General features: G+C 70.1%; 16 protein-coding genes. 6 read left to right on the forward strand and 10 right to left on the reverse strand.

From position 1 onward, the window contains the following. Positions 1–132 precede the first annotated feature (132 nt). Positions 133–1788, reverse strand: a complete 1656-nt coding sequence (locus tag ACWDUM_RS03005; protein WP_450132835.1) for a class I adenylate-forming enzyme family protein — start codon at positions 1786–1788, stop codon at positions 133–135. A 76-nt stretch (positions 1789–1864) separates the two neighbouring features. Here ACWDUM_RS03005 and ACWDUM_RS03010 point away from each other — a divergent pair, with 76 nt between their 5' ends. The 3 genes from ACWDUM_RS03010 (at position 1865) to ACWDUM_RS03020 (ending at position 5469) form a co-directional block, all read left to right on the forward strand. Further along, positions 1865–2707, forward strand: a complete 843-nt coding sequence (locus tag ACWDUM_RS03010) for a TetR family transcriptional regulator (protein WP_450132836.1) — start codon at positions 1865–1867, stop codon at positions 2705–2707. A gap of 150 nt (positions 2708–2857) precedes the next feature. Then, the gene (locus ACWDUM_RS03015; RefSeq protein WP_450132837.1) at positions 2858–3814 is read left to right on the forward strand and encodes a cyclase family protein; all 957 of its coding nucleotides are present in this window, start codon (positions 2858–2860) and stop codon (positions 3812–3814) included. Further along, positions 3811–5469, forward strand: a complete 1659-nt coding sequence (locus ACWDUM_RS03020; RefSeq protein WP_450132838.1) for an AMP-binding protein — start codon at positions 3811–3813, stop codon at positions 5467–5469. Before ACWDUM_RS03015 ends, ACWDUM_RS03020 begins: the two co-directional genes overlap by 4 nt. Positions 5470–5526: 57 nt before the next feature. On the opposite strand, the gene ACWDUM_RS03025 is transcribed toward ACWDUM_RS03020, so the two are convergent. Then, positions 5527–7158: a fatty acyl-AMP ligase gene (locus ACWDUM_RS03025; protein ID WP_450114063.1), complete on the reverse strand. Its 1632-nt coding sequence runs from the start codon at positions 7156–7158 to the stop codon at positions 5527–5529. Positions 7159–7381: 223 nt separating this feature from the next. Here ACWDUM_RS03025 and ACWDUM_RS03030 point away from each other — a divergent pair, with 223 nt between their 5' ends. Together ACWDUM_RS03030 and pnuC are read left to right on the forward strand one after the other, a co-directional pair. Next, on the forward strand, positions 7382–9088 hold the full coding sequence (locus ACWDUM_RS03030; RefSeq protein ID WP_450114062.1) for a peptide chain release factor 3: 1707 nt from the start codon (positions 7382–7384) through the stop codon (positions 9086–9088). Positions 9089–9116: 28 nt separating this feature from the next. After that, positions 9117–9776 carry a nicotinamide riboside transporter PnuC gene (gene pnuC / locus ACWDUM_RS03035; protein WP_450132839.1) on the forward strand — a complete coding sequence of 220 codons (660 nt, stop codon included), beginning with the start codon at positions 9117–9119 and terminating at the stop codon, positions 9774–9776. A gap of 7 nt (positions 9777–9783) precedes the next feature. On the opposite strand, the gene ACWDUM_RS03040 is transcribed toward pnuC, so the two are convergent. The 6 genes from ACWDUM_RS03040 to ACWDUM_RS03065 all read right to left on the reverse strand — a co-directional run bounded on the left by ACWDUM_RS03040 (position 9784) and on the right by ACWDUM_RS03065 (position 15687). Beyond that, on the reverse strand, positions 9784–10635 hold the full coding sequence (locus ACWDUM_RS03040; protein ID WP_450132840.1) for an SDR family oxidoreductase: 852 nt from the start codon (positions 10633–10635) through the stop codon (positions 9784–9786). 76 nt (positions 10636–10711) lie between these two features. After that, the gene (locus ACWDUM_RS03045) at positions 10712–11203 is read right to left on the reverse strand and encodes a nuclear transport factor 2 family protein (protein ID WP_450114059.1); all 492 of its coding nucleotides are present in this window, start codon (positions 11201–11203) and stop codon (positions 10712–10714) included. 119 nt (positions 11204–11322) lie between these two features. After that, the gene (locus ACWDUM_RS03050) at positions 11323–13119 is read right to left on the reverse strand and encodes an ABC-F family ATP-binding cassette domain-containing protein (RefSeq protein WP_450132841.1); all 1797 of its coding nucleotides are present in this window, start codon (positions 13117–13119) and stop codon (positions 11323–11325) included. Beyond that, positions 13119–14063, reverse strand: coding sequence for a 4-(cytidine 5'-diphospho)-2-C-methyl-D-erythritol kinase (locus ACWDUM_RS03055; protein ID WP_450114057.1), 945 nt, complete (start codon positions 14061–14063; stop codon positions 13119–13121). The genes ACWDUM_RS03050 and ACWDUM_RS03055 overlap by 1 nt, the downstream gene beginning before the upstream one ends. A gap of 62 nt (positions 14064–14125) precedes the next feature. Further along, positions 14126–14275: a hypothetical protein gene (locus tag ACWDUM_RS03060; RefSeq protein WP_450132842.1), complete on the reverse strand. Its 150-nt coding sequence runs from the start codon at positions 14273–14275 to the stop codon at positions 14126–14128. A 23-nt stretch (positions 14276–14298) separates the two neighbouring features. Next, positions 14299–15687, reverse strand: coding sequence for a WS/DGAT/MGAT family O-acyltransferase (locus ACWDUM_RS03065; protein ID WP_450132843.1), 1389 nt, complete (start codon positions 15685–15687; stop codon positions 14299–14301). Positions 15688–16409: 722 nt separating this feature from the next. Between ACWDUM_RS03065 and ACWDUM_RS03070 the strand changes: the two genes are divergently transcribed. Further along, positions 16410–21881: an ATP-binding protein gene (locus tag ACWDUM_RS03070; RefSeq protein ID WP_450132844.1), complete on the forward strand. Its 5472-nt coding sequence runs from the start codon at positions 16410–16412 to the stop codon at positions 21879–21881. Between the two features lie 105 nt (positions 21882–21986). Here the strand turns inward: ACWDUM_RS03070 and ACWDUM_RS03075 are convergent, their stop codons facing one another. Then, on the reverse strand, positions 21987–22118 hold the full coding sequence (locus ACWDUM_RS03075) for a hypothetical protein (protein WP_450132845.1): 132 nt from the start codon (positions 22116–22118) through the stop codon (positions 21987–21989). After that, entirely contained in the window at positions 22115–23539 is a 1425-nt protein-coding gene (locus ACWDUM_RS03080) for an MFS transporter (RefSeq protein ID WP_450132846.1), read from the reverse strand. The genes ACWDUM_RS03075 and ACWDUM_RS03080 overlap by 4 nt, the downstream gene beginning before the upstream one ends. Between the last annotated feature and the right edge of the window lie 122 nt (positions 23540–23661).

Genomic DNA, 23661 nt, shown 5'->3' on the forward strand with positions numbered 1-23661 from the left:
CGGCACGAATCCGAGCCATACCGGGCACCTCGCCCGCTGCGGCCGCCGAGTGCTCGAGCGGGCGGGCGACGAGCGCTTCCACAGCCCTTCTCGCAGCTCCACTCTCCTACGCGGGCGCCGTTGCAGGTGTGCTCATCCACGCAGCTTGCGCCGCAACAGCTTCCCCGTCGCCGACCGGGGCAGGGCTCCGACCAGCTCCACTTCGCGCGGGTACTTGTAGGCCGCCAACCGCTCCCGGCAATAGTCGACGAGGTCGCCCTCGGTGACCGTGCTCCCGGGGCGCGTCACGACGAAGGCCTTGGCCGACTCGCCCCGGTAGTCGTCGGGGATACCGACGACCGCGGCCTCCGCAACGTCGGGATGCCCCGCGAGCACCAACTCGACCTCGTGCGGCCAGATCTTGTATCCGGCGGCGTTGATGACGTCCTTGCTGCGGTCGACGACGTAGAACCAGCCGTCGGCGTCCATGAACCCGATGTCGCCGGTACGCAACTCGCCACCGGTCAGCGCCGCCGCGGTCGCCTCCGGGTCGTCCCAGTACGAACCGATCACCTGCGGACCGCTCGTGACCAGCTCGCCGATCTCACCGACGGGGAGATCTCGACCGTCGTCGTCGACAACCCGGACCATGGTGTTCGACACCGGCACCCCGACCGACAGCACCCCGGTCTCCGGATCGACGGGTGCACGCGACTCGGGCGGCACGATGTGCGTCGGCGACGTCGTCTCGGTCTGTCCGTACACGTTGCGGATGTAGCCACCGAGCGCGGCCTCGAGCCGGTCCGCGACGACGGGATCGACCGGCGCGCCGCCCGAATAGCGCAGCCGGAGTGACGTCATCTCGGCCGCGGTGATGTCGGATTCGTCGGCGAGCGCGATGTAGGCGGTGATCGCCGCGACCGCGAACACGGGGCGATGTTCCCGGATCGCGTCGGCGATCACCCCCGGATGAATGCGATGGGTCAGCACGACAGGCGATCTCAGCAGCATCGCGAGCGTGACGGCACCGACGAGGCCGGTCACGTGGAACACCGGTGCCAGCGCCAGGATCGGTTCCCCCGGACCCACTCCCGTCCAGGCGCGGTACATCTGGGTGCTGAACGTCAGGTTCGCGTGGCTGATCCGCGCGCCCTTCGGGAACCCCGTCGTTCCCGAAGTGCCCAGCAACACGGCCACATCGCCGGGTCCGACCGGACGCCGCTGCACGACCGCGCCGTCGTGCCCGGCGATCAGCGCGGCGAGGTCGATCGTGTCGGGTGGCCGGAGCCGCTCGACGCCCGCGAACACTCGCGGGTCGGTGCGGGACTGGCCGTCCAGCCCGGACACCGTGACCACGACGGGGACCGCGAGGTCGGGATCGGTTGCCAGGACCGGGCGGACCACCTCGACGTACAGGTCGTCGAGCGCCAGCAATGCCGTGGGCCGGTAACGGCGCAGAAACCACTCGAGTTCGCCGGCCTTGCTCATCGGGCTGATTGCGACCGGAACACCCCCGACCTTCCAGGCGGCGACCAATCCGATCACGAACGCCGGGTCGTTCTGCACGTACAGCGCACACCGGTCCCCGGGCCGGAACCCGCGCGCCGCGAGCAGCGCGGCGAGCGCATCCGACGCCCGATCCAGTTCAGCCCATGAGATCGTGCCATCGAAGTACTGCACGGCCGGATCGTCCGAGGCCGCCGCGACCGCCGCGTCGAACATGTCCATCGCGGTACCGAATTCGACGCGCAGATGCGACGGCCGATCACCGTAGTGTGCGAGCCACGGCCGGTCGTCGTATGCGCTCACCCGACCCCCAACTCCGTCACTCGTCCGTCCGGCCGCCGGTCCCCGGCGCGATCGGACCCACGCTACCGTGTTCAGCATGGCCGAACAGAACTCGACCGGGCCCGCCGTGCGTCGGGCCCGACAGCAGTCCGGCATGACCCTGCGCGCCCTCGCCTCGGCGGTCGGCGTGAGCGTCGGGACCATGAGCGCGATCGAGAACGGGAAGGTGGCGCTGACGATCGACCGCCTGCACGAGATCGCCAGACACCTCGGCGTCCCCTCCGCCCGCCTACTCAGCCCACCCCCGGACCGGGCACCGATCGGAGGACCGGCGACTCCCGGCGACACGGACTGGCGACACTTCTCCGCACTCGACCTCGACCCGGCGCTCCGGGCGGCCGTCGAGGTGTTCACGGACCTCGGCTACCACGGCGCCACGATGCGCCTGGTGGCGACCGCCGCAGACAGCAGCGTGGCCGGCATCTACCACTATCACCGCAGCAAGCAGCACCTTCTTGCGACGTTGGTGACGCGGACGATGGAGGACATCGAGTGGCGTGTCGCGGCCGCCGATGCCGAGGGGCGGGCCCCGGCCGAGAAGTTCGCCCTCATGGTCGAAGCGCTCGCCCTGTGCCATGCGGTCCGCCGGGACCTGGCCTTCATCACCGCCACCGAGATGCGGAGCCTCGAGGAGCCCGTCCGCGGCACCGTCGCGGACGCGCGCCGACGCCTGCAGGCACGGCTCGACGCCGCGGCGGTCGCCGCCACCGCCGACGGGACCTTCACGACACCCGACCCGCGCGGCACGGCCCGGGCCGTGACGACCCTGTGCATGGCACTGACCTACTGGTACTCCCCCACCGGACCGATGACCCCGGCCGAGGTCGCCCGCGACTACGCCGGTCACGCGCTGGCGATGATGCAGGTTCAGCCTCGCTGAACATCGAGATCCGCTGACCGCCAATCATTTTCGCGTTCCGCCACCCCCTTGACGGCGGCTCGATTCGGTGTGATCCTGATCTCACTGAACCGTTCGAACGATCGATCGGATAGTTCAGTTCCGCAGGATCGACTCACTGAAGAGGTGCCGATGTCCACCACGCCCGATCTCACCGAACTTCTCGCCGACTCCCCGTCCAACTGGGGCAAGTGGGGCGCCGACGACGAGGTCGGCAGCCTGAACTACCTGACCCCCGAACAGGTTCTGAGCGGCGTCGGCCTCATCCGGAAGGGCGCCCTGTTCACCCTCCAGCGTCTCATCGGGGATCCCAACGGCGACCCGGTGTGGCCCGGCCGCAGCCCGGCGACCCGGGAGATGATCCTCGACGAGTCCGACTGGGACGAGGGCGGCGAGGGCCCCGAGTTCCCCGGCGGGTTGCACTACGCCGACGACAAGATCAACGCATTCCTGCAGGGCAGCACACAGTACGACGCACTCGGTCACGTCTGGTACGACGGCCGGATCTACAACGGGTACGACGCCCGCACCACCGTCGGCGGCCTGGACAAGGCCAGCGTCGAGCCGATCGCCCAGCGCGGTGTCGCCGGCCGTGCGGTACTGCTGGACATGGCCCGCTTCCGGGGTGTGGAGCATCTGTGCGCGGGAGAGACATTCGACCACACCGACCTCGAAAAATGTGCCGCCGCACAGGGAATCGAGATCAAGCCGCGCGACATCATACTGATCCGCACCAATCACCTCGAGCTGTTCTTCCAGGATGCGGATGCCTTCTACGGCGATTTCTGCGAGCCCGGCCTGGTCTACTCCCCCGAGCTGGTGCAGTGGTTCCAGGACAAGGAGATCCCGAACCTCGTCACCGACACGATCGCCAACGAAATCACCACCGACCCGCACAACGGCGTCGCCCTCGTGCTGCACAACGCACTCATGCGCAACCTGGGAATCGCGTTCACCGAGATCTGCGACCTGGAGAAGCTCGCCGAGGACTGCGCCGCCGACGGTGTCTACGAGTTCTTCTACGTCGCAGCACCGTTGAAGATCCACCGCGCCAGCGGCGCCCCGGTGAACCCGGTGGTGATCAAGTGACCTACACCGACCGGCCGTGGCTGGCCCGGTATCCGGAGGGCACCCCCTCCGACATCGAGGCCGAGCACGCCACCGCGCTCGAGGTCTTCGACGCGGCGGTGGCGTCGGACCCCGATCGGCCCTTCCTGCACTACTTCGACGCGACGCTGACCTTCGCCGACGTCGACCGGGCCGCGGACGCGCTCGCCGCAGCACTGGTCGCGGACGGGTTCGCCGCGGGGGAGCGACTCGCGGTGTACGTGCAGAACAACCCCTCCTATGCGATCGGCCTCGTCGCGGCCTGGAAGGCGGGCGGCGTCGCGGTCGCGATCAACCCGATGAACCGCCAGCGGGAACTGACGTACATGCTGATCGATTCCGGGGCAACGGCTCTCCTCACCCTCGACGACCTGTACCGCGACGTCGCCGCAACGGTGCTCGAGACCGGGAAGACTTCGGTGCGGACGGTGTACACGACGTCCGCGCTCGACTTCCAGACACGGAACGATCCGCGCCTGTTCGATTCGGCCGACCGGCATCGCAGCGAGGGCACCCGCGACCTCGTCGAGACCGTCGCGTCGTACGACGGCACCCCACCGCCCGCACCAGCACTGACGTCCGACGACGTCGCCGTGCTCACCTACACCTCGGGGACGACCGGAGAACCCAAGGGCGCCATGAACACCCACGGAAACCTGGCATTCAACGCGCAGACCTACCGGGACTGGACCGGGCTCGCCCCCGGCGAGGGGGTGCTCGGCATCGCCCCGCTGTTCCACATCACCGGGCTCGTCGGGCACATCATGGTCGCGATGTCGGCGCGGGCACCGCTGACGCTCACGCACCGGTTCACCCCGGAGGTGGCACTCGACGCGATCCGCGAATGGAAGCCGGCGTTCACCGTCGCGGCGATCACCGCGTACAACGCACTGTCCACCGCCCCCGGTGCCACACCCGAGGACTTCCAGAGTCTGCGCGTGCTCTACTCGGGCGGCGCCCCGATCGCGCCCGCCATGGCGGACCGGCTCGAGAAGGTGTTCGGCGCCTACATCCACAACATCTACGGCCTCACCGAGACATCGTCGCCCTCCCACGGCGTCCCGCTCGGTGTCCGCGCCCCCGTCGACCCGACCTCGGGCGCCCTGTCGGTCGGCGTCCCCGTGTTCAACACGGTCGTGCGGGTCGTCGGTGAGGACGGCGAGGACGTCCCGGTCGGCGAGGTCGGCGAGTTCGTCACCTCCGGACCCCAGGTGGTGAAGGGGTACTGGAACAAGCCCGACAAGACCGCCGAGTCGATCCCGAACGGCGAACTGAAGACCGGCGACGTCGGATTCATGGACGCCGACGGGTGGTTCTACGTCGTCGATCGCAAGAAGGACATGATCAACGCCTCGGGGTACAAGGTGTGGCCGCGGGAGGTCGAGGACGTGCTCTACGCACATCCCGCTGTCCGGGAGGCCGCCGTCGTCGGTGTGCCGGACGACTACCGCGGCGAGACGGTCAAGGCCTACGTCTCCCTCCAGCCCGGCGCGTCGGTGGAACCGGACGAGATCATCGCGTACTGCAAGGAACAGATGGCCGCCTACAAGTATCCGCGCCAGGTGGAGTTCGTCGGCGAACTGCCGAAGACGGTCACCGGCAAGATCCTGCGACGGGAACTGCGGGACGTGCGCTGATCCCGCTGCCGGGTGTGGGGTTGGCCGGCGGAGGGCGCACCCCACACCCGCGCGGTGTCAGCGCAGCAGCGCCGCCGAGTGGGTGCGGCGCAGCTTTCCGGACGAGGTCTTCGGGATGCTGCCGGGGCCGAGGACCGCGACCGTGCGCGGCCGCACCCCGACCTCTGTGAACACCGCGTGCGCCACGGCGTGTTCGATGCGATGCACCTCGGCCGGGTCGTCGATCGCGTTGGTCTCGACAGCGACAGCGAACGACTCTCGTTTCTGCCCGGCCTCGAGCCGGACCGCGACCGCGTTGCCGGGCCGGACGCCCCGGACCGTGAGCGCGGCCCGTTCGATGTCGGTCGGGTAGATGTTGCGGCCGCCCATGATGATGACGTCCTTGACCCTGCCGCACACCACCACGAGCCCGTCCTCGGTGAAGTAACCGACGTCGCCGGTGTCGAGCCAGCCGTCCTCGTCCTGCGCGGGACGAGGTCCGTCGACGGTGAGGTAGCCGGGCGTGACGGGCTTGCCGCGGACCTCGATGACCCCGACGTTGCGGGCGCTGAGTTCCCGGCGTTCCTCGTCGACCACGCGTCCCTCGAGGTCGGGCACCATCTTGCCGAGGGTGACCATCTTGCGCGCATTGTGCTTGGTGGACGGCACGGCATGCTGCATCGCCTCGAGCAGGTCCGGATCGACCAGATCGAGGACCAGCCCCCGGCCGGGTGAGGGCAACGACACCGCAAGCGTCACCTCCGCCATCCCGTAGGTCGGCGCGAGGGCCGCCTGGTCGAGGCCGAACCGCTTTCCCGCCGCCGCGAGTGCGAGCATCGTGTCGGCGTCGATGGGTTCGGCACCGTTGATCAGGCACCGCATCGTCGACAGGTCGTATGCCCCGTCCGGCGCCTGCTCGAGCCGACGGGCCAGCAGCGAGTACGCGAAATTCGGTGCGGCGGTGACAGTTCCGCGATACTTGTCCATCAACTCTGCCCACAGCAGCGGGTTGTGCAGGAAGTCGAGTGGAGTGACGCAGACGATCTCGGCGCCCATCTGCATGGGCAGCGTCAGGAACCCGACCATCCCCATGTCGTGGAACAGCGGTAGCCAACTGATCATCACGTCGGTGGTGACATCGATCTTGAGCCGGTTGAGCATCGCGTTGGCGTTGGAGTAGAAATTCGCGTGCGTGATCCGCACGGCCTTCGGCGACCCGGTGGAGCCGGAAGTCAACTGCTGCAAGGCAATATCGGATTCGAGGGCGTCCAGCGGATCCACCGCGGAGCCACCTCTCAACTCGTCGACCGTCACGACGGTGATGCCACGCGCCGCGAGCAGGGGGGCAGCGGCTCCGAACGGCTCCCCGAGCACCACGGCGTGCGCGCCGATCATCGCCACCACGACCTCGGTGTCGCGGGCCCACGCCTCGAGGTCGGTCCGCGGGGTCGGCTGGTGCAGCATCGTCAGCGCGGCACGGCGCATCCAGACGGCCTGGCACGTCGGCGCGACGTCGACGGGCAACCCCGCCAGCACTCCGACCGAGTCACCGGGACCGACCCCGACGGCGGCGAGTCCGCCCGCGATGCGGCGGGCGATGTCGTGGATCTGGTCCCAGGTCTGCCGCAGCGGCACCCCAGGTTCGCCGGTGACCACCCCTCGAATGCTGGTCGCGGACGCCTCGTACATCTCGTCGGTGAATCTGCTCATCGCGTTCTCCTCACCGGGCCGCTATACGTAATATCCCTCGATTGCCGCCGTTGTGTTACGCGCCACACCTGTCGTGGTGTTACACGCAAAGCATGCGCCCGCGGTTCGGAGGAGCGTGTCGAATCGGGCGATCCCGCGGCGGGTAATCTGGACTACCGGCGTATCGCCACTGCTCCCACGCCTGGTGAGCAGACCGAAGTCCGTCAGCAAAGGAAACTCCCCGGTGACCACCGATCCCGCATCGACGACCGCCGCCACCGACCCCGAAGTCGGCACCGCCGACGTCCCCGAGGTCGGCACCGCCGACAAGTCGGTCCGGGCACTCGCCGGGGAGGCCGGGAGACGGCGCACCTTCGCCGTCATCTCCCACCCCGACGCGGGCAAGTCGACGCTCACCGAGGCGCTCGCGCTGCACGCGAAGATGATCGCGGAGGCCGGCGCCGTGCACGGCAAGGCCGGCCGCAAGTCGACGGTGTCCGACTGGATGGAGATGGAGAAGGCCCGTGGCATCTCCGTCAGCTCCACCGCGCTGCAGTTCAACTACAAGTCCCCGGAGACCGATCCGGACGAGGAACCGAACGTCGTAAACCTCGTCGACACCCCCGGTCACTCCGACTTCTCCGAGGACACCTACCGGGTCCTCACCGCCGTCGACGCCGCGGTCATGCTGATCGACGCGGCGAAGGGCCTCGAGCCGCAGACCCTGAAGCTGTTCCAGGTGTGCCGCCACCGCGGTATCCCGGTGGTGACGGTCATCAACAAGTGGGACCGGCCCGGCCAGTCGCCGCTGGAACTGCTCGACGAGATCCAGGAGCGGATCGGCCTGACCCCGACGCCGCTGTACTGGCCGGTGGGCATCGCCGGTGACTTCCGCGGCCTGCTGCGCCGCGGCGAGGACGGCGCCCCCCGCGAATACGTCCGTTTCACCCGTACGGCCGGCGGCGCGAAGATCGCGCCCGAGGAGATCCTCGACGCCGACGGGGCCGCAGAACGAGACGGGGACGCCTGGGAGACGGCGGTCGAGGAGAGCGAACTGCTCTCGGCGTCCGGCCAGGACCACGACCAGGAGATGTTCCTCGCCGGACAGACGTCTCCGGTGATCTTCGCGTCCGCGATGCTGAACTTCGGCGTCCGGCAGATCCTCGACACCCTGGTCGCGCTCGCGCCGCCGCCGGGTGCGCGCGACGACGTGGCAGGCGCCGCGCGCGCGGTGACCGACCCGTTCAGCGCGGTCGTGTTCAAGGTGCAGGCCGGCATGGACACAGCACACCGCGACCGGCTGGCGTTCATGCGCGTCGTCTCCGGGGTCTTCGAACGCGGCATGGTCGTCACACACGCACAGACCGGGAAGCCGTTCGCGACGAAGTACGCGCAGACCGTGTTCGGCCGGGAACGCTCGACCGTGGACAGCGCCTACCCCGGTGACGTCGTCGGCCTCGTCAACGCGACCGCCCTGGCGCCCGGCCACACCCTGTTCTCCGACAAGAAGGTCGAGTTCCCGCCGATCCCGTCGTTCGCACCCGAACACTTCTCGGTGCTGCGCGCGGAGAGCGCGAGCAAGTACAAGCAGTTCCGGCGCGCGGTCGAACAGCTCGACTCCGAGGGCGTCGTGCAGATCCTGCGCAACGACATCCGCGGCGATGCGTCGCCGGTGATGGCGGCGGTCGGCCCGATGCAGTTCGAGGTCGTCGCGGCCCGGATGAAGGCCGAGTTCAACGTCGAGGCGCGGATGGAGGGCCTGCCGTACCAGCTCGCGCGGCGCACCGACTCCGAGTCCGCCACCGAGCTCGGCCGCCAGCGCGGCGTCGAGGTCTTCACCCGCTCCGACGGTGTGATGCTGGCCCTCGTCAGCGACAAGTGGCGACTGCAGTACATCCAGAAGGAGCACCCGGAGCTGACCCTGGAACCGCTCGTCGCGACCGCCGACTGACCCCCCGGGATCCGGGAGAGCTGCACGTATGAGCCCGCTGCAGACCCTGTTCGACGCCGAACTGCACATCGGGGACGCCACCATCCTGTGGCGCGAGATCATCGGCAACGGGTTCGGGATCGCGTCCGCGATCGGCGGCATGAAGCGCGTGGTGTGGGCGTGGCCCGTCGGCATCGCGGGAAATGCACTGCTGTTCACGGTGTTCATGGGTGCGCTGTTCCACACCCCGCAGGAGCTGAACCTGTACGGACAGGCCGGACGGCAGCTGATGTTCATCTCCGTCAGCGTGTACGGCTGGACCCAGTGGTTGCGGTCCCGGCATGCGTCCGGCGAGGCGGTGCTGCCGCACTGGGCGCCGCGCCGCGACCGGTTTCTTCTGGTCGCGGCGATGATCTGCGGGACCGTCGTCTTCGCGCAGATCTTCGAACGCATCGGGTCCTACGGGCCTTGGCCGGAGGCGTGGATCTTCACCGGGTCGCTGCTCGCCACCTACGGCATGGCGCGCGGGTGGACCGAGTTCTGGCTGATCTGGATCGCCGTCGACGCCGTCGGGGTGCCGCAGCTGTTCGTGGCCGGGTACTACCCGTCCGCGATCCTCTACCTCGTGTACGGCGCCTTCGTGCTGTGGGGGTTCGCGGTGTGGCTGCGGGTCCAGCGCCGCGCGGGGGTCGCCCGGTCCGCCCCCTGACCGACGCTCAGATCCCGGCGCGGCGGACGAGGGAGTCCGCGAACGTGGGCGACACCGCACCGAGGTGGCGCAGCAGTTCGGCGTAGCCGGGCAGCAGTTCCACCGGGCGGGTCCGGACCGCCTCGACCAGCCAGCCGGCCGCCCGTTCAGGGGTCAGGGCAGGCATCGCGTCGTAGTCCCTGGTCGGGGTGATCATCGGGGTGCGGATCAGCGGGAAGTGCACCGTGGTGACCGCGACACCGCGCCCGGCGATCTCGGCGCCCAGATCGCGGCCGAACGCCCCGATGGCCGCCTTCGACGCGTGGTAGGCGGCGAACTTCGGCATCACCCCGCCGGGCACACCCCACGTCGCGACATTGACGATGTGCCCGCACCCGCGGTCGAGCATTCCGGGCAGCACCGCCAGCGTCAGCCGCACCGGGCCGAAGTAGTTGAGCGCCATCGTCCGCTCGTAGTCGTGGAATCGGTCCACGGTGTCGACGACGGGGCGGCGGATGGAGCGTCCGGCGTTGTTGATCAGCACGTCGAGCGGTCCGTGGTCGGCGGCGACGGTCGCCACCAGTGCCGCGACGGCGTCCGGATCCGTGAGGTCACACGCGATGCTGTGCGCGACCCCGCCGTCGGCCCGGATCCGGTCGCGAACCACGGCGAGGTCGCCGGCGCCGCGGGCCACCAGGATCACCTCGGCCCCCAGCGCGGCGAACGCCGTCGCGGCCGCCTCCCCGACCCCGGAGGACGCGCCGGTGATCAGGACCGTGCGGCCGCTGACACGGTCCGGCCCCGGCCGGACGCGGGCGCGGACGGACCGCAACGACGGCAGCGGGTTGAGGGCGGCGCGGGCAACCAACTCACGGATCATGGCATCGAGTGTGCACCCACCGGCGCGTCGCCCGGGTGGGGATGGAGGCAGGTGGGCAGTCGGCGGATCAGGCGGATCAGGCGGACGACTCGGCCTCGGGTTGTGGGGTGATCGCCATCGCCCACCGGTTCGAGATCAACTGCAGGCTCGGCAGGTCGGACAAGGACACCACGATCTCGTACGTCCGCTCGTACCCGGTGTGCGCGATCCGCCACTGGCCGCCGTCGTCGCGGGCGTATCGGTCGTGGTAGAAAGCCGCACCACGCAACAGCATTCCGTCCTCGGGGAAGATGACCGTGTCCGCGAGAACCCACGTCCCGGTCGCACTGTCCCCGGTGATGTCGATTTCCGGTTGGCCGCAGAGGTGTTCGGACAGTACGTGCGGGCCGAGCGTGATCTCCATGAACGAGCACAACGCGTCCCGGTCCTCGAATCGGAGGTGCTCGCCGTACGTGGCGGTCGCGTCGGGCAGCAGGGTCTCGCGGAACAGTGCCCAATCCTTGGTGTCCAGCGCGCGCGTGTAGCGATGTTTGAGCTTCGTTATCTCAGCGAGAGCCTCGAGATCCATCGCGCGAGCCTTCCATGACAGGGACCATGAAACGACAAGACCGATCTTTCAGGCAGCCTAGTCGCCTTCCCGCCCCGCCGGGCGGTGAACACGTCACGGTGTCAGGCACGCGAGACCGATCACTCGAGGTCGGCGGCCAGCTCCATCCAGCGCTCCTCCGCGGTCTCCTTCTCCGCCACCACCGTCCGCAGTTCCGCGTCGAGCTTCTGCAGCTCCTGCGGATCGGTGGCCGCGGCGGCGAGCGCCTCGTGCAGGACGGCCTCCCGATCGGACAGCTTGGCGACCTGCCGTTCGATGCGGCTCAGCTCCTTGCGGGCGGCCCGGTCCGCGGCACCGTCGCGGACGGCGACGGGCTCGCCGACACTCGCGGCCGCAGGCCCGCTCACCGGGGCGGGGCCGGGCGTGGCGGCAGCGGCGACCGCCTCGCGACGCCTCAGGTATTCCTCGATCCCACCCGGCAGGTTCGTCAGCTTGCCGTCCCCGAACAGCGCCCAGGTGCTGTCGCAGATCCGCTCGACCAGGTAGCGGTCGTGGCTGATCACCACCAGCGTTCCCGCCCAGCCGTCGAGGATGTCCTCGAGCTGCTGCAGCGTGTCGATGTCGAGGTCGTTGGTCGGCTCGTCGAGCAGCAGCACGTTCGGCTCGCTCATCAGCACCCGGGTCAGCTGCAGCCGACGCCGCTCACCGCCGGACAGGTCGCCGACCGGGGTGCGCTGGCGGGCCGGGGTGAAGCCGAGTCGCTCGGCGAGCTGACCGGCGGACATCTCCTTGTCCCCCAGCACGATTCGCTCCGCGACGTCCTTGACCGCCTCGAGCACCCGCATGTCCGTCGGCAGGTCGTCGAGTTCCTGGCGCAGCCACCCGATCTTGACGGTCTGCCCCTGGATGCGCCGACCCGTGGCGGGTTCGAGCTCGCCGGCGAGGGTACGCAGCAGCGTCGTCTTGCCCGAACCGTTCACACCGACCAGACCCACCCGCTCGCCCGGCGCGAGCCGCCAGGTCAGGTCGTGGACGAGTTCCCGGCCGTCGGGCGTTTCGAGGCGGACGTCCTCGAGTTCGATGACGACGCGGCCGAGCCGCCGCTTGGCGAACGACGCCAGCGCGACGGAGTCCCGCGGCGGTGGGACGTTCGCGATCAGGGCCTCCGCCGCCTCGACCCGGTAGCGGGGCTTCGAGGTGCGGGCCTGAGGGCCGCGACGCAGCCACGCGAGCTCCTTGCGGGCCAGGTTCTGCCTGCGTTCCTCGGCGGCGTCGGCCTGCCGGGCCCGCTCGGCGCGCGCGAAGATCCAGTCGTTGTAGCCGCCGTCGTAGCTCTCGACCTTGCCGCCGACGACCTCCCAGGTGCGGGTGGCGACGGTGTCGAGGAACCAGCGGTCGTGGGTGACGACCACCAGCGCGCTGCGACGGCCCAGCAGGTGTTCGGCCAGCCACTGCACGCCCTCGACGTCGAGGTGGTTGGTGGGTTCGTCGAGGACCAGCAGGTCCAGGTCCTGCACCAGCGCCGCCGCCAGGGCGACGCGCCGCCGCTCCCCGCCGGAGAGGCCCTCGACGCCGCGGTCGAGGCCGACGGAGTCGATGCCGATACCGGCGAGGATGGAACGGATCCGCGCATCACCCGCCCACTCGTGCTCGGCCAGCCCGAGCGGGGCGAGCACCACGTCGGAGACAGTGGCACCGGCCGGGAGGACACCCCGCTGGGTGACCACGGCCATGCGCAGGCCACCGACCCGGCTGACCCGGCCGGAGTCGGGTTCCTCGAGGCCGGCGAGCACCTCGAGCATCGTGGTCTTGCCGCCGCCGTTGAGGCCGACGACACCGATCCGTTCGCCCTCCTGCACGCCGAGGGACACGGAGTCGAGCAGCGGCTTGATGCCGAACGACTTCGACACCTGCTCCAGGTTGATCAGATTGGCCATCAGCGTTCCGTTCCCCGGTGATCGTTCTCGACGTCGACAATGTGCGCACCCGGCACCGGGCCGTGGGCCACCCGCACGGTGCGGCACACGCCCGCCCCGGCCAGTTCCGCCCCGACGGCGACCGCCGAGTCGGAGTCGGCGCACAGGAATGCACAGGTCGGTCCGGACCCGGAGACGATGCCGGCCAACGCCCCTGCAGTGGTCCCCGCACGCAGGGTGCGCCGCAGTTCCGGTTTGAGGGAGAGCGCGGCGGGCTGCAGGTCGTTGCCGAGCAGCGGTGCGAGCTGATTGGCGTCACCCGAGGCGAGCGCCTGGATCAGGCCCTCCGCGCCGCCGATCCGCGGCGGGCTGCCCGCAGCGCGGAGACGGTCGAGTTCACGGAACACCGCCGGAGTGCTCAGTCCACCCTTTGCGAGCGCGAGAACCCAGTGAAAGCTGTTGCGGGACAGGACAGGAAGCAACTTCTCCCCACGTCCGGTCCCGAGCGCGGTCATACCGTGCAGAGTGAACGGGACGTCGCTGCCGAGCTCCGCGCCGAGCGTGAACAGCTCGTCGCGGCCGAGGCCGAGCCGCCACAGCTCGTTGAGTCCGACGAGGGTGGCCGCCGCGTCGGCACTGCCGCCCGCCATGCCGCCGGCCACCGGCACACCCTTGACGATGGTGATCGCGACGTCCGCGGCCCGGCCCGCACGCTCGGCGAGCAGTTCCGCCGCCCGCCACACGAGGTTCGTCCGATCGGTCGGCACCGACGCGGCGTCCTCGCCCCGCACCTGCACCGACAGCCCGTCGGCGTCGGCGAGCACGACGTCGTCACTGAGCGACAGCGCCTGGAACACCGAGGTCAGCTCGTGATAGCCGTCCTCGCGCAGGTCACCGACTCCCAGGTGGAGGTTCACCTTCGACGGCGCCCGGACGGTCACCGGGCGCGGAACTACGGACAGCACGGGGAATCAGCCTAGTGGAGGCGCCACGGGTGGCGAACTCCCGGACGCGCACCCGGCGGCCTCTACCGGCGCGGGCGGTCCTCGAACATCGCCTCGATCCTGGCCTTGATCTCGGCGGTGCTCATGGCCGAGCGGTGCGCGAGTGGTGTCGCCGCCCGCATCCCCGGGCCCGCCACTCGCTCGTCGGCCGCGCCGACATCGGATGAATTCATCTGTGCAGCAATACCTTTCTGATTCACAGACCCACCACTCGCTCGAGCGAGGCGAGCTCGTCGTCGAGATGGCCGAGCATCGGCGCCAACTCCGGCAGGCTGCGCCGGCAGCTGGTGAGACCGAACGCGATCTCCTCGTCCGTACTCGTGCAGGTGATGTTCAGCGCCTGGCCGTCCACCGGGATGGACAGCGGATAGAGCGCGGTCATCCGCGCCCCGTTCCAGTACAGCGGCGCACGCGGGCCCGGCACGTTGGAAATCATCACGTTCGCCGACCGGATCGGAAGGCCCCGCCCGAGCACGATCCCCATCGCCAGCGGCGCAACCCCGAGCGCACTCATCGCACGGATCTGGGTGGCGCTCCGGGCCCGCATCGTCTCCTTGCCCTCGCGCATCGACGTCCGCACGGTGTCGAGCCGGTCGCCGGCGTCGGACAGGTTCGTGCCGAGATTGCAGGTCAGCAGACCGATTTCGTTCCCCTCGCCGCCGGTCCGCCGCTGATCGCGCAGCGAGACCGGGACCATCGCCAGCAGCGGCTCGAGGGGCAGGGCATCCACCCCCGCGAGGAACGTGCGCAGCGCACCCGAGCACATGGCGAGCACCACGTCGTTGATCGTCGCGTCGGCGCACTTGGCCACCAGCCGGAGGCGTTCGAGCTGCCACGAGCCCGCCGCGAAGCGGCGCGCACCCCCGATCGGCACGTTGAGCAGCGACGACGGCGCGGCCAACGACAACGCGCCTCCGCGACCGTGCAGCGCGCGATCGACCGTGTCGGCCAATGCAGGCACCAGTCCGGCCACTTCCCCGACCACGTCCCGCGCCGCCCGGACCGCGGCACCGGCGATGTCCGACGCGCCGACGGTCGACGCGGGCTCCGCCGATCCGAGGCGCGGCGCACCCGGCTCCCACGGCGCGGACATCTCCCGAGCCTCGGGATCCTCACTGAGCGCCCGTCGCAGCATGCGCATCGCGGACACCCCGTCGGCCAGGGCGTGGTGGATCTTCATGTACACGGCGAACCTGCCGTCGGCGAGCCCCTCGATCAGGTGCATCTCCCACAGCGGACGACTGCGGTCCAGCAGGCCGGCATGCAGGCGGGACACCAGATCCATCAGCTCCCGCATGCCACCCGGCCGCGGCAGCGCGTCGTGTTGCACGTGGTGCGCGAGATCGAGGTCGTCGTCGGTCTCCCACCCCCACTGCCCGAGGGTGGTCACCGAGCGCCGGGGGCGGCGCCGCAGCCGCGGGGCGACCAGGTTGCGTTCGAGGGCGGCGTCGAGCATCGCGCGCACGTCCCCGGCATCACCGCCCTCGGGAGGCTCGAGGAGCACGAGCCCCCCGACGTGCATCGGGTGTTCGCGGGATTCGGCTAGCAGGAACATCGAGTCGGTGGGCGACATCGGAAGCAGCATGTTCTGACCTATCAAGTCTCGGGGCACCGGATCGCGGGATCGAGCAAGAGTGATGTGCGTCACCTTTGGTCACAAACGGATGTGAGAATGGTCACGACCGAGTCGGGATGTAGATGTTCTACCCCATCGAGAGATGCGTCACCACCTGGGCAAACGTCCAGGCGTCGAGCGTCACGCCGGCCGATGCCCCGAATGTCCGGACCGGCCATTCCGCCTCGCCGGCCGGTCGCGTCGCTCACCTGCACGGACGCGACGCGTTCGCCACACCTCGCTACGCGCGGTCACAGCAAGTCCACGGAGCGGGATCCGATCGGCCGGCAAATGCCTACTGACCAGTACGCGTAAAGCTACTCGAAAGTAGCCTGCCGACACGATACAAAGGATCGATTCCTACACGAATCGCGTTGCGGCAAAACGACGTTGGGCGACTCTGTAACGACATGACAGAGCCGCCGAAATAATGGATGCTGGCATACCGGTAGCGCCGATCAACGCACCGGAGGAAGACCGGAATTCTCCGGTCGACAGTCGCCTCGCGACGACCCTCCGACCGCTCGGTGTTCCGGTGATCAAGCGGCCGTCCGTCCTGTCACGGGCAGTCGAGCGGCCCGCGCTCAGCCCCGAGTGGCTCGACGCGCCACGGCCTGTCCGTACCGGGTGCCCGCGCACACGTGTGGACGACAACTGTGAACAACGAGGTACGAGGAACGGTGGCCAACCAGATGTTCAGACGAATTGCAGTCGTCAACCGGGGCGAGGCGGCGGTCCGCCTGATCCGCGCCGTCCGGGAACTCAACGCCGAACGCGACCAGCCCCTCACCGTCATCGCCCTGCACACCGAGGCCGAGCGCCGCGCCATGTTCGTCCGGCAAGCCGACGAGGGCGTCACACTGCGCCCCTCGACCACCGCGGCCACGCCCTACCTCGACCACGCCGAACTCGAGCGCGCCCTGATCGAGGCGCGCGCCGACGCCGTCTGGGTCGGCTGGGGATTCGTCGCCGAGGACCCGGCCTTCGCCGACGTCTGCGCCCGCCTCGGCATCACCTTCATCGGCCCCTCCGCCGAGGCGATGCGGCTGCTCGGCGACAAGGTCGAGGCGAAACTGCTCGCCGAGAAGGTCGGTGTCCCCGTCGCCCCGTGGTCCGGCGGACCGGTCGAGACCCGCGCCGACGCCCGCAGGCACGCCCAGGCCATCGGCTACCCGCTCATCATCAAGGCGCGCTCCGGCGGCGGCGGCCGAGGCATCCGCAAGGTCTACTCCGAGGACGAGCTCGAACTCGCCCTCGAGCGCACCCAGGGCGAGGCCGAGCGCTCCTTCGGCGACCCCGTCGTGTTCATCGAGCGCCTCGTCACCGAGGCCCGCCACGTCGAGGTCCAGGTCATCGCCGACGCGCACGGCAACGTGTGGGCGCCCGGCGTGCGCGACTGCTCGATCCAGCGCAAGAACCAGAAGGTCATCGAGGAGTCCGCTTCCCCGCTGCTGACGGCCGAGCAGTCCGCGCAGCTGCGGAAGGTGTCCGCGGAACTGGTCAAGGCCGCCGGGTACTGCGGCGCCGCCACCGTCGAGTACCTCTACCAGCCGTCGCAGCAGGTGTTCACCTTCCTCGAGGTCAACACCCGCCTGCAGGTCGAGCACCCGATCACCGAGTTCACCACCGGACTCGACCTGGTCAAGCTGCAGATCCACGTCGCGAGCGGCGAGCCGCTGGTCGGCGAGTGCCCGACCGAGTTCGGTCACGCCGTCGAGGCCCGCCTCAACGCCGAGGACGCCGACAACGGTTTCGCGCCCGCCCCCGGCACCGTCCAGCTGCTGAAGTTCCCGCTCGGCTCCGGCCTGCGCGTCGACACCGGCATCGCCCAGGGCGACGTCATCCCGCCCGACTACGACTCGATGGTCGCGAAGGTCATCGCCTGGGGCCGGGACCGCTCCGAGGCCCTCGCCCGGCTGCGCACCGCGCTGCGCGAGACCACCGTCGTCCTCGACGGCGGCACCACCACCAAGTCGTTCCTGCTCGACCTCCTCGACCGCGAGGAGGTCATCACCGCCTCCGCCGACACCGGGTGGCTCGACCGGACCGGCGCCGGGACCGCGAACGGCCCCACCCCCGCCGCGGCCGTCGCCCTGCTCGCCACCGCGATCGAGGTCTACGAGACCGAGGAGGCGCACGAGCGCAGCGCGTTCCTCGCCGCCGCCCGCGGCGGACGGCCCCGCACCAAGAACACCGTCGGGCGCGGCGTCGAGCTGAGCTACCAGGGGCAGGCGTACCAGTTCGAGGTCGGCCAGATCGGCCCGCACCGCTACCGCATCGACGGCGACAGCGGCGAGGTCGAAGTCGACGTGGACCGGCTCAGCGAGTACGAGCGCCGGATCGTCGTCGGCGGACGGCGCCACCATGTCGTCTCCGTCACCGGGCCCGCCCACCACCTCGTCGAGGTCGACGGTGTCAGCCACCAGATCAGCCAGGACGAGGCCGGCGTCGTCCGCGCACCCTCCCCCGCCGTCGTCGTGGCGCTGCCCGTCGCGGTCGGCGACGAGGTCGAGGCAGGCGACACCCTCGTGGTGCTCGAGGCGATGAAGATGGAGACCGCGATCCGCGCGCAGAACGCGGGCACTGTCCGGGAAGTCCTCGCCATCGTCAATGCGCAGGTCGACGCCGGCGCCGCACTGCTGCGGGTGGACCCGGTGGCCGAGGAGACCGTCACCACCCAGGCCCCGCGGGTCGAGTTCACGGCCCCCGAGACCAGCGACCGCGACGACCTGACCGAGGCACTCGCCCGGCTCGACGCGCTGACCGCGATGATCACCGGATTCGACGTCGACGACACCCGCGCCACCGCACTGCGCACCGAGTACGCGACCCTGCGCGACCGGCTGCCCGAATCCGACCCCACCCTGGCTCGCGCGGAGCTGGCGCTGCTGACCACGTTCGCCGACCTGTGCGAGCTGTCGCGCAACCGGCCCGCCGGCGGCGACGACAACGACGAGCGGGTGCACTCCCCCCGCGAGCACTTCCATTCCTTCCTGCGTTCGCTCGACGTCGAGCTGGAGGGCCTGCCGGAGTCGTTCCGCGCCAAGCTGTCCCGCTCGCTGCGCCACTACGACGTGACCGAGCTGGACCGCACCCCGGAGCTCGAGGAGGCCGTGCACCGGCTGTTCGTCGCCCTGCAGCGGCTCGAGGCGCAGGTCCCGACCGTCGCAGGCCTGCTCGCGCACTGGCAGCGGGAGTGCCCGATCGGCGAGGAGCTCGCCGGCGAGTTCGAGGAGGTCCTCAACCGGCTGATCGTCGCCACCCAGCTGCGCTACCCGCTGATCGGCGACATGGCCCGCGGCCTGCACTTCCGCATCTTCGACGAGCCGGTGGTCCGCAAGTCGCGCGAGCAGATCTACGACGGCGTCCGCGGCAGCCTGCAGTACCTGGCGGAGCAGCCCGGCGCCACCGATCGCGCCGCCCGCATCGACGCGATGGTCGACACCCCGGAGCCGCTCGTCGGCCTTCTCGCCGAGCCGTGGTCCGCTCCCGCCGACCTGCTCGAGGTGGTCACCCGGCAGTACTACAAGATCCGCGGACTCTCCGACGTCAAGGCCATCGACGGCCACGGACTGCCCTGCGTCACCGGCACTTTCGAACTCTCCGGTGAGCAGCTGCGCCTGGTGTCGGTCGCCGCGGACCAGGGGCAGCTGACCGAGGCGCTCCGCGTCGTGGACGCGGTCGCCGGCCCGTCGCCCGTGAACCTGGTCGCCGACCTGTACGTCACGTGGCCGGACGCGCCCGCCGACGACGACGCACTCGCCGAGTCGCTGCGGTCGGAGCTGTTGTCGCACAACACGTCCGTGCCGTGGCGACGCGTCACCGTGACCGTCACCGTGCCCGGCGCGATGACGACTCAGCGTCAGGCCACCTTCCGTCCCGCCGAGTCCGGCGGGCTGGACGAGGACCGCATCATCCGCGGTATGCACCCGTTGACCGCGCAGCGCCTGGACATGTGGCGCCTGAAGAACTTCAACGGCACGCGCCTGCCCGCCCCGGCCGACACCTACGTGTATCACCTTGCGGCCAAGGACAACCCGGCCGACCAGCGCCTGATCGCGATGGCTCAGGTGCGCGACCTCACGCTGCAGTTCGACGAGGCCGGCGAGATCGAGGCCGCCCCGGCGATCGAGCGAGCCCTCGCGTCGTGCCTCGCCGGCATCCGCAGCGCCCAGGCCGAGCGCGGTCGCAAGCGTCTCGACAACAACCGCGTCGTGCTCTACGTGTGGCCGCGGCTCGACGTCGCCGCCGACCGGTTGTCCGCGATCGCCAGCCACGTCGCACCGCTCACCGTCGGCGCGGGCATCGAGCAGATCACCCTGATCTGCCGCATGCAGGAATCGCCGACGGCGAAGCCGCGCCAGGTCGCCATCCGGTTCTCGTACCGCTCCGGCGCCGGCCTGCAGGTCGCGGTCACCGAACCGCCGACCCAGCCGCTCAAGCCGCTCGACGAGTACACCCAGAAGGTGCAGCGGTCGCGGGCGCGCGGCACCGTCTACCCGTACGAGCTGATCCCCGCGCTGAGCGCGGGCGGCAGCTTCGTCGAGTACGACCTCGACGACACCGGCGCGCTGGTGCCCGTCGACCGCCCCTACGGCCGCAACAAGGCCGGTGTCATCGTCGGCCTGGTCACCACGCCCACCGAGCGCTACCCCGAGGGCATGACCCGGGTCGCATTGTTCGGCGACCCGACGAAGGCTCTCGGCACCGTCGCCGAGGCGGAGTGCTCGCGCATCGTCGCGGCCATCGACCTCGCGGAGTCGCTCGGCGCCCCGGTGGAATGGTTCGCGCTCTCCTCCGGCGCCACCATCTCCATGGAGTCCGGCACCGAGAACATGGACTGGGTCTCGCGCGGCCTGCGCCGGATCATCACGTTCACCCAGAACGGCGGCGAGATCAACGTCATCGTCGCGGGCATCAACGTCGGCGCCCAGCCGTACTGGAACGCCGAGGCCACGATGCTGATGCACACCAAGGGCATCCTTGTGATGACCCCGGAGTCGGCGATGGTGCTCACCGGCAAGCAGTCCCTGGACTACTCCGGTGGCGTCTCGGCGGAGGACAACTTCGGTATCGGCGGCTACGACCGAGTGATGGGCCCGAACGGCCAGGCGCAGTACTGGGCACCGGACCTGACCGCCGCGATCGGCGTCCTGTTCGCGCACTACGAGCACGCGTACCTCGCTGTCGGGGAACGTTTCCCGCGCAAGGCGGAGTCGTCGGACCCGATCGACCGTGACGTGCGCTCGTTCCCGCACGTGCACCCGTCGAGCGAGTTCACCACGGTCGGTGAGATCTTCTCCGCCGAGACGAACCCGGACCGCAAGAAGCCGTTCGACATCCGCACGGTGATGCACGCCGTGGTCGACCAGGACCACGCCGTGCTCGAACGCTGGGCCGACATGGCCGACGCCGACACGTCGGTGGTGTTCGACGCGCACCTCGGCGGCAACGCCGTCACCGTCGTCGGCATCGAGTCCCGGGCCATCGCCCGCAAGGGCTGGTTCCCGACCGACGGCCCGGACCAGTGGACCTCGGGCACGCTGTTCCCGCGTTCGTCGAAGAAGACGGCTCGCGCGATCAACGCGGCGTCAGGAAACCGTCCGGTCGTGGTGCTGGCGAACCTGTCCGGATTCGACGGCTCCCCGGAGTCGCTGCGGAACCTGCAGCTCGAATACGGCGCCGAGATCGGCCGCGCGATCGTCAACTTCGACGGCCCGATCGTGTTCGTCGTGATCTCGCGCTACCACGGCGGTGCGTTCGTGGTGTTCTCCGGCGCCCTGAACGAGAACATGGAGGTGCTCGCGGTCGAGGGCTCGTTCGCCTCGGTGCTCGGTGGCGCCCCTGCCGCGGCCGTCGTGTTCACCCGCGAGGTCAACGCCCGCACCGACGCCGACCCGGCGGTGCGCGACCTCGAGGCCCGGCTCGCCGCCAGCGACGACGACGCCGAGCGCGCCACGCTGCGCGTCGAGCTCGCCGCCGAGCGGGTCGCCGTCCGCAACGCCAAGCTCGGCGAGGTGGCCGCGGAGTTCGAGGGCATCCACAACATCGAACGCGCCCGCGAGGTCGGCTCCGTGCACGACATCGTGGCCGCCGCGGACCTGCGGCCGCGTCTGGTCTCCGCTGTCGAGCGCGGCATGGGCAAGGTTCTCGCCGCCCAGTAAGCACGATCAGCCAACGCAGTGGGCGCCGCCGGAGGGATTCCGGCGGCGCCCACTGATTTCACCACCGAACGGCGCCATCGGAGCGAACTCCGTTGGCGCCGTCCGCTATTGGGACACGTCCCGCAGATCCCGCGGACGTGGACGGATCCAGGCGTGCAGCGCCGCGAGCAGACATCCGCCCGCGCACCGCAACACCGCCCGCAGCCGCGGATCGTCGAGCACCTCGACGGGCCTCATCGGACCGGCACCGTCTCGGCGGCCCGGGCCGGGCGGAGCGTCACGGCCGCCAGTGCCGCGCCGACGAGAGCGATCACCGCGGCCGTGAGGAACGCGGCCGAGAACCCGTCGGTCAGGGCCGCGTGATCACCCACCCGCCCCGCTCCGGCGACCGCCGCGACGGCGGTGGCGGCGGCGAGGCCCAGCGCCGAACCCAACTGGTAGCTGGTGTTGACGATGCCCGAGGCGAGACCACCCTCCTCGGGGCGGGCACTGGAGATGGCGGTGCCGAGCGACGGGATGAAGGCGAGGGCCATCCCCAGCGCGGAGATCAGCGAGGCGGGCAGGACGTCCACCCAGAAGCTGCCGTCCGGACGCACCAGTGAGAGCCAGCCCAGGCCCGCCGCGAGCACTAGCAGCCCGGCCACCACCGCAGGCTTCGGCCCGAACCGTGCGATCAGACGTGGCGCGAGCACGATCATCCCGACCATGATCAGTGCCGTCATCGGGATCAGCGCGGCCCCGCTCGGGAACGCCGAGAGGCCGAGCACCTGCTGCAGGTACAGGTTCAGGAAGAACCACATCGGAATCCACGCGGCGCCGAGCAGGAACTGGGCGAGGTTCGCGGCACCCAGGTTGGGGGTGCGGAAGATCGCCAACCGGACGAGCGGCTCGCGCCGCATCGCCTGGATCACCAGGAATCCCGCGAGCAACGCGGCCGCGGCGAGCAGGACACCCCAGGTCTGCACGGACAGCCAGCCCACCTCGGGCGCCCGGACGATCGCGTAGACCGCCGTACCGATGCCGAGCGTCACGGTGACCGCGCCGAGCAGGTCGACGCCACCCGTTCCGGTGCCGCGCCCGCCCGGCAGCAGCGCCGGCGCCGCGACCAGGGCGAGGACCGAGACCGGGATGTTGACGAAGAACACCCATGGCCACGAGGCGTACTCGGTGAGCAGCCCGCCGAGGAACACGCCCGCGGTCCCACCGGCAGGCGCCGCGGCCCCGTACACGGCGAGCGCCCTGGTCAGGTCGCGCGGGTTCGACCCGAACAGCATCATCAGCAGTGTCAGCGCGGCCGGCGCGATGAGGGCCGCGCCGACCCCCTGGACGGCGCGGCCGACGAGTTCGGCGGGGACGTTCGTGGCCAGCCCGGCCGCCAGGGAGCCGACCAGCAGGATCAGCCACCCCAGGCCGAACATGCGACGAGCGCCGAACAGGTCGGACAGCCTGCCGCCGAGCAGAAGCAGCCCGCCGAACACCACCACATAGGCGTTGAAAACCCAGGTGAGGTCCTCCTGTGTGAAGCCGAGATCCTCACCCATCCGTGGCAGCGCGACGCCGATGATCGACGTGTCCATGATGACCATGAACTGCGCGAGCGCAATCAATCCGAGCGCCAACCACTTTCGCGATTGCACCCGGCCCGTTTCCTGATTCATCTCGATCCCTCCCTGCATCGGTGAGCGATGACCGTGGTTCGACCGTCGCCGTTCGGTTTATACCCCCCATGGGTATCTGACACAATCCCAACCAGAGGGTTGCGTCACATGCCCTCGGGGGG

This window comes from Rhodococcus sp. NPDC003322 (genome assembly GCF_053589555.1).

Excerpts from the sequence above, each read along its gene's own strand:
- ACWDUM_RS03010 (WP_450132836.1), top strand. The coding sequence starts at position 1,865 with ATGGCCGAACAGAACTCGACCGGGCCCGCCGTGCGTCGGGCCCGACAG.
- ACWDUM_RS03015 (WP_450132837.1), top strand. The coding sequence starts at position 2,858 with ATGTCCACCACGCCCGATCTCACCGAACTTCTCGCCGACTCCCCGTCC.
- ACWDUM_RS03025 (WP_450114063.1), bottom strand. The coding sequence starts at position 7,158 with ATGAGCAGATTCACCGACGAGATGTACGAGGCGTCCGCGACCAGCATT.
- pnuC (WP_450132839.1), top strand. The coding sequence starts at position 9,117 with ATGAGCCCGCTGCAGACCCTGTTCGACGCCGAACTGCACATCGGGGAC.
- ACWDUM_RS03040 (WP_450132840.1), bottom strand. The coding sequence starts at position 10,635 with ATGATCCGTGAGTTGGTTGCCCGCGCCGCCCTCAACCCGCTGCCGTCG.
- ACWDUM_RS03045 (WP_450114059.1), bottom strand. The coding sequence starts at position 11,203 with ATGGATCTCGAGGCTCTCGCTGAGATAACGAAGCTCAAACATCGCTAC.
- ACWDUM_RS03050 (WP_450132841.1), bottom strand. The coding sequence starts at position 13,119 with ATGGCCAATCTGATCAACCTGGAGCAGGTGTCGAAGTCGTTCGGCATC.
- ACWDUM_RS03060 (WP_450132842.1), bottom strand. The coding sequence starts at position 14,275 with ATGAATTCATCCGATGTCGGCGCGGCCGACGAGCGAGTGGCGGGCCCG.
- ACWDUM_RS03065 (WP_450132843.1), bottom strand. The coding sequence starts at position 15,687 with ATGCTGCTTCCGATGTCGCCCACCGACTCGATGTTCCTGCTAGCCGAA.
- ACWDUM_RS03070 (WP_450132844.1), top strand. The coding sequence starts at position 16,410 with ATGTTCAGACGAATTGCAGTCGTCAACCGGGGCGAGGCGGCGGTCCGC.
- ACWDUM_RS03075 (WP_450132845.1), bottom strand. The coding sequence starts at position 22,118 with ATGAGGCCCGTCGAGGTGCTCGACGATCCGCGGCTGCGGGCGGTGTTG.
- ACWDUM_RS03080 (WP_450132846.1), bottom strand. The coding sequence starts at position 23,539 with ATGAATCAGGAAACGGGCCGGGTGCAATCGCGAAAGTGGTTGGCGCTC.